The sequence below is a fragment of the Luteibacter jiangsuensis genome, assembly GCF_011742555.1.
GTDB lineage: Bacteria > Pseudomonadota > Gammaproteobacteria > Xanthomonadales > Rhodanobacteraceae > Luteibacter > Luteibacter jiangsuensis.
In genome coordinates this window covers 43,747-54,379 of record NZ_JAAQQR010000013.1, presented here as the reverse complement: position 1 = coordinate 54,379, position 10,633 = coordinate 43,747, and the positions used below count along the sequence as shown (strand labels likewise).

Sequence of the window (10,633 nt, the reverse complement as noted above, 5' to 3'; positions counted from 1 at the left end):
CAACGAGGAGCGGCCGAAGAAGGCGTTGGGCGGACTGACTCCCGCCGCCTACGCCGAGCAGCTAAAGTAACCCCCCGGACTCTAATTCGCTCCGCTACTGAAAGCGGGGGGACGTCGGCGAGGGAGGCAACGACGCATGAAATCATGCGCATTTTCGGACACGGTCATTGCCGGGGTCTCATACCCGGCGGCTAATACGTCAGCACCGGTTTCCTTTGCGGCCGTCTCGACTAATGCGGCCCGCTGGACAAGCCCCATAGAAAGACATCTAAACGGGCGCTGCGGATGAGCAGCCGGCAAGACTAGATCGCCAGCGTGTGCAGTGGCTGGTGAATTTTGCTTTGGATTTGAGCCGCGTCCTGGGAAAGCACATGGGCGCGCTTTTGCGAATGTTCTGCGCCACAGGAAGCCGAAGGGTGTGCTAAAGCGCGGCCTGGTAAAACACGTTGGGATTGGGATAAGACAAGTCAGCGATAGCCAGCTTCAACCGCTTAGACATTAAAGAATCTGCGAGGTGATCATGCCCGGCTCGTCGATCCAATCGGCCCGTATTAGTCAGTCCGACCGGGCTTTGGTGGAAATGCCCCGCAGGAATCTCGACGCGGGCGCCGTGGCCTTCTTGCTGCCCTTAGGCCGAGGCGACGCCATCATCGTGGGCGTGGATCGTCCGTCACAGCCCGTTATAGCTAGACCGCCAAGGGTACGCGGCTCGGCTCGACTAAAGATCAAGCGCCTGCGGGATGCAGCTGGTGCAATGAACGCGCTTAACGATCCCCAGCCAGAGAGATACCTACGGGCAAACGCCTCCTCCTGCGTGTCCCGTGCAAACCCCGCTAGATGAGGTAATGCGCGATAGCACTTCATGGGGGCGGTACTAGCACTTTATGGGGCCTCAAATGGCACTTTATGGGCATGCCCACAACGGGTATCCCCACATCCTCGCCCAGTCCTACCTCACCCGCACTTCGAATACCCACAATTCAAACAAGTCTGGCACCCATCCATCAGCACCAGTGCCTGCGTGTTGCACTTCGCGCAGAGGGTGGCGCCGGGGGGGAAGCCGGAGGCATTCGTGGTGTCCGAGGCAGCCTGGTTATCGCCGGCGGAGCCGGCTCCCACAGGGGCAGCAGCCGACGTCGCGGCGGCTGTCGCCGGCTTCGCGTTGGCCTTTTCGTAAGCCGCGCGCTTTTCCGCGATGAGCTGGCGGGTGGCGTCGCTCATGTCGGGGTCGTGGATCAGGCCGATCGACTTCATGTGCTGTTCGATCACGGCGCCGATCTCGGCGACGATGCTGGGCATGTACACGCCGCCGGCCTTGAAGTAGCCGCCGCGGGGGTCGAAGACAGCTTTTAGCTCTTCGACGATGAAGGTCACGTCGCCACCCTTGCGGAAGACGGCGGAGAGAATTCGGGTGAGCGCCACGATCCACTGGAAGTGGTCCATGTTCTTCGAGTTGATGAAGAGCTCGAAGGGGCGGCGCTGTTCGTACTGGGTGCCGGCGTTCAGGACGATGTCGTTGATGGTCACGTACAGCGCGTGCTCGAAGAGCGGCGACTTGATCTTGTACGTGTTGCCGACGAGGGTTTCTGGGCGCTCCAGGCTTTCGTGCATCTGGATGACCTCGGCCACGGGCGCGGTGTCTTTCACCGGCGCGGGGGCGGGGGCCGCTGCGGCCTTGTCCTCGGGCTTAACGACGTTGTAGCCCTTGATCTTCTTTTCGATCTTGATCGCCATGACTCTTCTCTTATAGGTATCCGGCCCGGCGCATGCGCCGGGCCGGATGGGTACTACTTACTTGCGGCGGCCACGGGCGGCGGACTTGCGCGCCGACGTACGGCCGGTCTTGCTGGCAGTGGACCTCTTTGCCGCCTTGGAGGCGGTTTTCTTGCCGACAGCCTTGCGGGCGGTCGTCTTGCCGGCGGCCTTGCGGACCGTCTTCTTCGTGGCGCTGCGGCCGGTGCCCTTGCGAGCGGCCGTACGCGTGGACTTCTTCGCGACGCGACCGGCGGCCTTGCGGGCACCCGTGCGCTTCGTCGCGCCCTTGCGGGCGACCTTCTTCGCGGCAGCCTTGCGGCCGGCCGACTTCTTCACCGTGGCCTTGCGGGCAACCTTCTTCGCAGCCGACTTCTTCGCCGGTGCCTTCTTGGCAGCCGCCTTCTTGCCGGCGACCTTCTTTGCAGCAGCCTTCTTCACGACGGACTTCTTGGCGGCCGCCTTCTTGGCCGGGGCCTTCTTCACCGCGGCCTTCTTGGCAGCCGACTTCTTCACCGCCGCCTTCTTCGCGGCAGCCTTCTTGGGAGCGGCTTTCTTTGCCGCAGCCTTTTTGGCGGTGCCCTTCTTCGCGGCAGCGGCCTTCTTGGCCGGCGCACGCTTGGCAGCCTTCTTTGCCGCCGGGGCCGCCGGCACGGCCGTGGTCTCGGTGGATTCGGCGGAACCGCTGCTCTGCGCGGCGGACTTCTTCGGCGCCTTCGCCGCGCGCGTGGTGCGCACGGCGGGCTTGCTGGTTTCGTCTTCCACCGGCGCGTTTTCGCCCGGGGCCGGCGTGGGCTCGATCACCTTGCGGGCGACGGGCTTGCGCTTGACGACCTTCTTTGCAACCACCGGTGCCGGGGTCACGTCGGCCGTGCCGGCCTCGGTGTCCGGGGTGGTGCCGGCATCGCTGGTATCGACCGAGGACGTTTCGTCCTCGACGGTCTGGTTTTCGATCGACATACTTTTTTCCCTCTCCGCGGGGTCAGAACTTGCCGTAATAACCTTCCTTCAGGGCATCGAAGAGGTTGGCCGCGGTGTGCATTTCACCGTCGTATTCCACTTCATCGTTACCCTTCAGTTCGACAACGCTACCGTCTTCCAATTCGAAGCGATAGAGGGTGTTCTCGAGATCGGTTTCCTTCACCAGCACACCCTGGAACGCGGCCGGGTTGAAACGGAAGGTGGTGCATCCCTTCAGACCCTGCTTGTACGCGTAGAAGTAGATGTCCTTGAAGTCTTCGTACGGGTAGTCGGTGGGCACGTTGGCCGTCTTGGAAATGGACGAGTCGATCCACTTCTGTGAGGCCGCCTGGATGTCCACGTGTTCCTTCGGGCTGATGTCGTCGGCCGAAACGAAGTACTCCGGCAGGCGGGTTTTCGGGTCGTCGGAGAACGGCAGGGCATCGCCGTTGATGAGGGCGCGATAGGCCAGCAGCTCGTAGCTGTAGACCTCGACCTTCTCCTTCGACTTCTTGCCTTCGCGGATGACGTTGCGGGAATAGTGGTGCGCGAAGCTGGGCTCGATGCCGTTGGAGGCATTGTTGGCCAGGCTGAGGGAAATCGTGCCGGTGGGCGCGATGGACGAATGGTGGGTGAAGCGCGCACCGGTTTCGGCCAGGGCCTCGACCAGGTCCGGAGCCACCTCGGCCACGCGCTGCATGTAGCGCGAGTACTTCGCGTGCAGCACGCTGCCCTTGATGGTCTGGCCGACCTTCCAGCCGTCCTTCACCATCTCCGGGCGCTTGCGCAGCATGTCGCCGGTCACTTCGTAGTCGCGCGCCAGCACCGGGGCTGGGCCCTTTTCCTTGGCGAGGTTCAGGGCCACTTCCCAGCCGGCCACCGCCATCTCGCGGGACACGTCCTCGGTGAAGGCCACGGCCTCGGCGGCGCCATAGCGCATCTTCAGCATGGTGAGGGTGGAACCCAGGCCCAGGAAGCCCATGCCATGGCGGCGCTTGGAGAGGATCTCGTCGCGCTGCTGCGGCAGCGGCAGGCCGTTGATCTCCACCACGTTGTCGAGCATGCGGGTGAACACGCGCACCACTTCGCGGTATTCGTCCCAGTCGAAGCGGGCCTTCGGGCCGAACGGGTCGCGCACGAAGGTGGTGAGGTTCACCGAGCCCAGCAGGCACGAGCCGTACGGCGGCAGGGGCTGCTCGCCGCAGGGGTTGGTGGCGCGGATGTGCTCGCACCACCAGTTGTTGTTCATCTCGTTGACGCGGTCGATGAGGATGAAGCCCGGCTCGGCGTAGTCATACGTCGAGACCATGATCATGTCCCACAGATGGCGGGCACGGATGTGGCCGTAGATCTTGCAGGCCACCAGGCCGTCTTCGCGGGTGACGTAGTTTTCCCTGGTGGGCCATTCGCGCCACACGACCTTGCTGGGGTCGTCGAGGTCGATCTCGCCCTGTTCCTTCACGTGCACCGGGAACACGGTGGGCCAGTCCTGGTCGTTCTCCACGGCGTCCATGAAGCCGTCGGTGATCAGCAGCGACAGGTTGAACTGGCGCAGGCGGCCGTCCTCGCGCTTGGCCCGGATGAATTCCTTGGCGTCCGGGTGGCTCACGTCGAACGTGCCCATCTGCGCGCCGCGGCGGCCGCCGGCGGACGAGACGGTGAAGCACATCTTGTCGTAGATATCCATGAACGACAGCGGGCCCGAGGTGTGGGCGCCGGCGCCGGACACGTAGGCGCCGCGCGGGCGCAGCGTGGAGAACTCGTAGCCGATGCCGCAGCCGGCCTTCAGCGTAAGGCCCGCCTCGTGCACCTTCTCGAGGATGTCGTCCATCGAGTCGTGGATGGTGCCCGACACGGTGCAGTTGATCGTGGAGGTGGCGGGCTTGTGCTCCAGCGCGCCGGCGTTGGACGTGATGCGGCCGGCGGGGATGGCACCGCGGCGCAGGGCCCAGAGGAAACGCTCGTACCAGTGGGCGCGCAGTTCGTCGGTGGCTTCCACGTCGGAGAGCGCACGCGCCACGCGCTTGTAGGTCTCGTCCACCGAGCCGTCGACGGGCTCGCCGGTCTTCGACTTCAGGCGGTACTTCTTGTCCCAGATGTCATACGAGGCGGGCTGAAGCGGAATGGCCGCGGTCTCAAGCCCCATGGCTTGCGCACGTGCAGTGCTCATGAATGTGTCGTCCTCGATGTGCTTGGCCTTTTGAAGGCCTTCTTATTGGCATGCGTCGGCGCATTACCGTCGACGGTCCCTCCCCCCGGAGATACCTGTCGACCATCCCTGTCTACCCTTCGCCAGCCTTTCAAAAAAGCCTTTGCCGACGATGGTTTGAAGCTTGTACCTGACTATCCGCAGCACCAGCACTTGGTAAGTGGCGAACGACGGAACACAAGATGTTGTGGTTGCGGCCGGAGTGAACCTTAAACCGGCAAGGGGGCGATGTAAAGTATCCGCGACGTCCGTCTCAAGGTCTGAAACCCGCGGCGCGGGTTGTTGTCGAAGGCGCCGTTCCTCGTGCCCGGAGCACACCAGTCAAGGAGATTTCCCATGCCCGCCTCGCGTTACCGGCGAACCACCTTTCTCGCCCTCGGTCTTGCCCTCGCTTTTGGCCTGACATCGCCTGCCTTCGCCTCCCTGCCCCCGGCCGTCGACGGCCAGCCGATGCCTTCCCTGGCGCCGATGCTCGCGAAGGTCACGCCGGCGGTGGTGAACATCTCCACGAAAACCCACGTGCGCGTGCGCGATCCGTATTTCGACGATCCGCTGTTCCGCCAGCTCTTTGGCGGCAGCGGTATGCCGCGCGAGCGGGTGGAACAGAGCCTGGGGTCGGGCGTGGTGGTCGATGCGGCGAAGGGCTATGTGCTGACGAACAACCACGTGGTGGGCGGCGCGGACGACATCACGGTCACGTTGCAGGACGGCCGCAACCTGAAGGCGAAGCTCTTGGGCAGCGACCCGGACACCGACGTGGCGGTGCTGCAGATTCCGGCCGAGCGCCTGCAGGCCCTGCCCATCGCCGATTCCTCGCAGCTGCGCGTGGGCGATTTCGTGGTGGCCGTGGGCGACCCGTTCGGCCTGGGGCAGACGGCCACTTCGGGCATGGTGTCCGCGCTGGGGCGCTCGGGGCTGGGCAAGGGCATCCAGAACTTCATCCAGACGGATGCTTCCATCAATCCGGGCAACTCCGGCGGCGCGCTGGTGAACCTGCGCGGGGAACTGGTGGGCATCAACTCCATGATCTTCACGCCATCCGGCGGCAACGTGGGCATCGGTTTCGCCATCCCCACCGATCTGGCCACGGGCGTGATGAAGCAACTGCTGGCGTACGGCAAGGTGCGGCGCGGCAACCTGGGCGTGGAGGTGCAGGACATCACGCCGCGCATTGCGAAGGCGCTCGGGCTGAAGGACACCGTCGGTGCGGTGGTCACGCGCATCAACGAGGGCTCGCCGGCAGAGAACGCCGGGTTGCAGCCGGGCGACGTGCTCACCGCGGTGAACGGCAAGCCGGTGCGGGCGGCGCAGGATCTGCGCAACGCGGAAGGCCTGTTGCCGCTGGGCGCGAAGGCACAGCTCACCGTGCAGCGCGAGGGCACCACGCGCAACGTGGAAGCCACCGTCGCCGCGGAGAAGATCGCCACGCTGGACGGCGCCACGGTGGACAAGCGCCTGTCCGGGGTCACGTTGAGCGACCTGACGCCCGACCAGAAGTCGCAAGGGTTGTACGGCGTGGCGCTGAGCGGCATCCGCCGTGGCTCCGCGGCCGCCGAGGCCGGGTTGCAGGACGGCGACATCGTGGTGGCGATCGGCCAGCGCCGCATCACCGGCGTGAAGGGCCTGCCCACCACGGGCTCCCTGGGCGGGCGACAGCTGCTACTCACGGTGGTGCGAGACGATGCGGTGTATTACGCGGTGCTCTGAAGCGCTCGCTTTGTGTGGGAGCCCCAAGGCAGGCGGGCTTTGTTTGGGAGCCCCGAGGCAGGCAAGCTTTGTGTGGGAGCCGCTTCAGCGGCGATGGGTGCTGGCGGCAAGCATGCCCGCTGCCGCGGGATCGCCGGCGTAGCCGGCTCCCACAAGGTCCGGCTTTCACAAGGTCAGGCTTTCACAAGGTCAGGCTTTCACAACGGCATAAGGCCCGAGTCAAATGTGAAAGGAAACCCCTACAGCCTACGTTCCGTTTCCCGACGGCAGGATGCTGAATGAAGTCAATGCTGCGCGTGGCGGCGGGATGCCCCACAATGGCGGCTTGCTTGCCTACTAGTCCCGTCCGTCCCGAGGTCCCAGCCGTCCATGTCTCTTCGTTTCGCGCGACTGTTCACCGCCACGCTGATCGGCCTTAGCGCCTCTGCCACCGTCCTTGCCGCCGGCCCGCAACTTGTCTGGCGCGGCGACGTCACCACCGCGCGCGGCGTGGTTACCGACGTTGCCAAGGCCTGGGAGAAATCCGGCAAGGGCAAGATCGAACTCCAGCCGTTCAATACGGCCTCCGGCATCGACGCTGTCGTGAAGGGTTCCGCCGACCTCGCGGGCTCGGCCCGCCCCGCCGTGGGTGCCGCCGAGCAGTCGCTCACCTTCACGCCGGTGGCCTGGGACGCCCTGGTGATGGTCACCTACCCGTCCAACCCGGTCAGCAACATCACGCTGAAGCAGCTCCACGAGATTTACATGGGGCACATCACCAACTGGAAGGAACTGGGCGGCAACGATGCCCCCATCAACCTCTACGCGGTGGCCAGCCCGGGCGACGGCGTGGAATACAGCCTGCGCCGCCTGCTCTTCGGCCGCGGCAACCAACCTGTAGCCGCACCGCGTCTGTACGTGAACGTGGCGAAGCTCGAAGAGGGCGTCACCCTCGACAAGCAGGGCCTCGGTGCCAGCACGCTCGCGGGCGCGTCGTCGAACAAGAAGGTGAAGATCCTCTCTATCGACGGCGTGGCGCCCTCCGTGTCCACCGTCAGCAGCGGCACCTATCCGCTCTACACCGAGCTGTACCTGGTCACGAACCAGAACGACCCGAAGTCGGCCGAGGTGAAGGAGTTCATTTCCTTCGTCACCTCCAGCCAGGGTAGCTCCCTGCTTCGCTCGCACAGCCTCGTGCCGTATGCCGACGGTATGGCCCTGGCCTCGAAGGACGCCGCACGCCGCGCCGCCATCGCTTCGGCCGTGGGCACGCGCGCCAACGCCGGCCAGGCGATGACCACGCCGACCGCCGTCGCCGCCGCCCCGAGCGCCGCCAGCGTTGCGAAGGAAACCGCGCTCGCCAAGGCGCAGGTGGCAAGCAAGGGTGCCAAGGCCGCGAAGGAAACCAAGGGTTCCGTCGCCGCCACCACCGCCGAGCCGTCGAAGTTCGCTCGCGTGGTCGCCAGCGTCAGCACCACGGCGCGCATGGGCTTCGCGGGCGTGCGCTCGGAAGCGTTCACGATGTCCGACAACGCCAAGGTCGGCGGCCGCTTCGCCAAGGTGCACGGCGATGCCGTCACCGTGCGCGGCAAGCCCTCGGCGAAGGCCATCGCCGCCGCCAAGCCGGACGCCTCGGAGAAATCCACCGCCGTCGCCACCCCAAAGGTGGCGGAAGCCAAGCCGGCGAAGGCCGCGCCGAAGGCGGCCGCCGAGAAGTCGTCGGCTTCGCGCACCTACAAGGTGGCGGCGGGTGACACGCTGTACTCCATCGCGAAGAAGAACGCGATCGACGTGAACAAGCTCCGCGCCATGAATGGCCTGAAGGACAACAACGTCCGCCTCGGCCAGGTGCTGAAAGTCGGCGCACGCTGAGCCGTGCCGGTTCGCGCCGTCTCGCTCGACCTCGACGACACCCTGTGGCCGGTGCTCCCGGCCCTGATCGAGGCCGAGCACTGCGTGAACCGCTGGCTCATGGAACACCACCCGGATGTGGCAAGCGCATGGCCCATCGAGGCCATGCGCGAACTGCGCGAGAAGATCGCGCAGGAGAACACCCACCTCTCGCACGACTTCAGCGAGCAGCGGCGCCTCACCATTCGCCACGCCTTCGCCGCCTGCGGCATCGACGATGCACCGGTGGACGAGGTGTGGCGCATCTACTTCGCCGCCCGCAACGCCGTGGAACTCTACCCCGACACGTTGCCCGCCCTGGAGCGTATCGCCGCCCGGGTGCCCCTGGTGAGCATCTCCAACGGCAACGCCGATCTGGAAGTGATCGGGTTGCACCATCTCTTCCACACACGCCTGAACGCCAGCGGCGTGGGCGTGGCGAAGCCGCACCCGCAGATCTTTCTTGCGGCGGCGGAAGCCCTCGATATCGCCCCTGCCGACATCGTGCATGTCGGTGACGATCCGCTGCTCGATGTGGTGGGCGCGCGCGACGCCGGCATGACCACGGTGTGGCTCAACCGCACCGGCGAGCGCTGGTCGCACGGCCCGGCCCCCGACTACGAATTTCCGGACATGACCCATCTTGCGGACTGGATTGACGCGTCGGCGGCGACGGACCGCTAGAATGGTGGTTCACTGATAGCACGAACCCTTTGACGCGGCCGTGCGCGACCGCGAGGCACGGGAGGCCTGATGTCACCGCTGATCGATCGCAAGTCCGGCAAACGCGCCGTCCCTATCGAAACCGTCGATGCCGCCAACATGCAGGCCGCCGAAGCGCGCCTGGATGCGGCACAGCGCCAGTGGCTCGCATCCACCGGCTTCCGGCCCAAGCCGGGCGCCCTCGCGGTGCTGCCGGGCGGCGCGGGTGAGATAGCGCGGGTGCTGGTCGGTGTGGATCGGCACAATCCCCTTGCCGCGCTGGGCGGCCTTCCCTTCCGCCTTCCGGAAGGTCTCTACGAGTTGTCCGCCGATGGCGTGTTCGAGGATCGCGAACTCGTCGTGCTGGGATGGGCGCTGGGCTCGTACCGCTTCGACCGCTATCGCTCGTACGAGCGCAAGCCCGCGCAGCTTCTGGTCACGCCGGCCACGATCCGCGCGCTGCAGCCCTTGATCGACGCCACCTTCGAAGTGCGCGACATGGTGAACACGCCCACCGAGGACATGGGCCCCGAGCACCTGTCACAGGCGATCCACGCGCACGCGGAGCAGCACAAGGCCACCGTGCGAGAGTGGGTCGGCGACGAACTGCTGAAGGACAACTTCCCCACCATCCATGCGGTGGGCCGTGCCAGCCACCGCGCGCCGCGCCTCATCGAACTCACCTGGGGCAAGGCCTCGAACCCGAAGCTCGCCATCGTGGGCAAGGGCGTGTGCTTCGACACCGGCGGCCTCGACATCAAGCCTGCCGACGGCATGCGCTGGATGAAGAAGGACATGGGCGGCGCGGCACACGCCATCGCCCTCGCCGGTCTGGTGATGAAGGCAAAGCTGCCCGTGCGGCTCACGCTGCTGGTGCCCGCTGTGGAAAACGCCATTGCCGGCAACGCGATGCGTCCGGGCGAGGTGATCCGCACGCGCGCGGGGCATACCGTCGAAGTGGACAACACCGACGCCGAAGGCCGCCTGGTGCTGTGCGACGCACTGGCCTACGCGGTGGAGCAGGCGCCGGATCTGATCGTGGATTTCGCCACGCTCACCGGTGCGGCGCGTGTCGCGCTGGGGCCGGAGTTGCCTGCCCTGTTCACGAACCGCGACCAGTTGGCCGACCAGGTGATCGGTGCCGCCGAATTGACGAACGACCCGCTGTGGCGCTTGCCGCTGTGGCGCCCGTACCGGCGCATGCTGGAGTCGTACGTGGCCGACTTCGCCAACGCGGGCCCCTCGCGCCATGCCGGCGCGATCACCGCCGCGCTGTACCTGGAACGTTTCGTCCCCGACAACCAGAACTGGATGCACCTGGACACCTACGCCTGGAACGACGGCGACCGCCCGGCGCACCCGCGCGGCGGCGAGGCCCAGGGCCTGCGCGCGTTCTTCCGTTTTCTGTCCGAGCGGTATTCCTGACAGGCTCGT

The 10,633-nt window shown here is 65.8% G+C and carries 7 protein-coding genes; 4 read left to right on the top strand and 3 right to left on the bottom strand.

All coding sequences use genetic code 11. The features are described 5' to 3' along the window. Positions 1-954: 954 nt before the first annotated feature. Genes HBF26_RS19045 through HBF26_RS19035 form a run of 3 tightly spaced genes read right to left on the bottom strand, consistent with a single transcriptional unit; the run spans position 955 to position 4,882 of the window. Positions 955-1,734: a TSCPD domain-containing protein gene (locus tag HBF26_RS19045; RefSeq protein ID WP_167129760.1), complete on the bottom strand. Its 780-nt coding sequence runs from the start codon at positions 1,732-1,734 to the stop codon at positions 955-957. A 57-nt stretch (positions 1,735-1,791) separates the two neighbouring features. Beyond that, entirely contained in the window at positions 1,792-2,712 is a 921-nt protein-coding gene (locus HBF26_RS19690; protein WP_240151432.1) for a hypothetical protein, read from the bottom strand. Positions 2,713-2,734: 22 nt separating this feature from the next. After that, complete coding sequence (locus tag HBF26_RS19035; RefSeq protein ID WP_167129758.1) at positions 2,735-4,882, bottom strand: adenosylcobalamin-dependent ribonucleoside-diphosphate reductase; 2,148 nt, start codon at positions 4,880-4,882, stop codon at positions 2,735-2,737. A gap of 375 nt (positions 4,883-5,257) precedes the next feature. Here HBF26_RS19035 and HBF26_RS19030 point away from each other — a divergent pair, with 375 nt between their 5' ends. The 4 genes from HBF26_RS19030 to HBF26_RS19015 all read left to right on the top strand — a co-directional run bounded on the left by HBF26_RS19030 (position 5,258) and on the right by HBF26_RS19015 (position 10,624). Continuing rightward, on the top strand, positions 5,258-6,628 hold the full coding sequence (locus tag HBF26_RS19030; RefSeq protein ID WP_167129756.1) for a Do family serine endopeptidase: 1,371 nt from the start codon (positions 5,258-5,260) through the stop codon (positions 6,626-6,628). Positions 6,629-6,997: 369 nt separating this feature from the next. Next, positions 6,998-8,479 carry a LysM peptidoglycan-binding domain-containing protein gene (locus HBF26_RS19025; RefSeq protein WP_167129754.1) on the top strand — a complete coding sequence of 494 codons (1,482 nt, stop codon included), beginning with the start codon at positions 6,998-7,000 and terminating at the stop codon, positions 8,477-8,479. A gap of 3 nt (positions 8,480-8,482) precedes the next feature. Then, the gene (locus tag HBF26_RS19020) at positions 8,483-9,181 is read left to right on the top strand and encodes an HAD-IA family hydrolase (protein WP_167129752.1); all 699 of its coding nucleotides are present in this window, start codon (positions 8,483-8,485) and stop codon (positions 9,179-9,181) included. Between the two features lie 69 nt (positions 9,182-9,250). After that, positions 9,251-10,624, top strand: a complete 1,374-nt coding sequence (locus tag HBF26_RS19015; protein WP_167129750.1) for a leucyl aminopeptidase family protein — start codon at positions 9,251-9,253, stop codon at positions 10,622-10,624. Positions 10,625-10,633: the final 9 nt, after the last annotated feature.

Excerpts from the sequence above, each read along its gene's own strand:
- HBF26_RS19045 (WP_167129760.1), bottom strand. The coding sequence starts at position 1,734 with ATGGCGATCAAGATCGAAAAGAAGATCAAGGGCTACAACGTCGTTAAG.
- HBF26_RS19690 (WP_240151432.1), bottom strand. The coding sequence starts at position 2,712 with ATGTCGATCGAAAACCAGACCGTCGAGGACGAAACGTCCTCGGTCGAT.
- HBF26_RS19035 (WP_167129758.1), bottom strand. The coding sequence starts at position 4,882 with ATGAGCACTGCACGTGCGCAAGCCATGGGGCTTGAGACCGCGGCCATT.
- HBF26_RS19030 (WP_167129756.1), top strand. The coding sequence starts at position 5,258 with ATGCCCGCCTCGCGTTACCGGCGAACCACCTTTCTCGCCCTCGGTCTT.
- HBF26_RS19025 (WP_167129754.1), top strand. The coding sequence starts at position 6,998 with ATGTCTCTTCGTTTCGCGCGACTGTTCACCGCCACGCTGATCGGCCTT.
- HBF26_RS19015 (WP_167129750.1), top strand. The coding sequence starts at position 9,251 with ATGTCACCGCTGATCGATCGCAAGTCCGGCAAACGCGCCGTCCCTATC.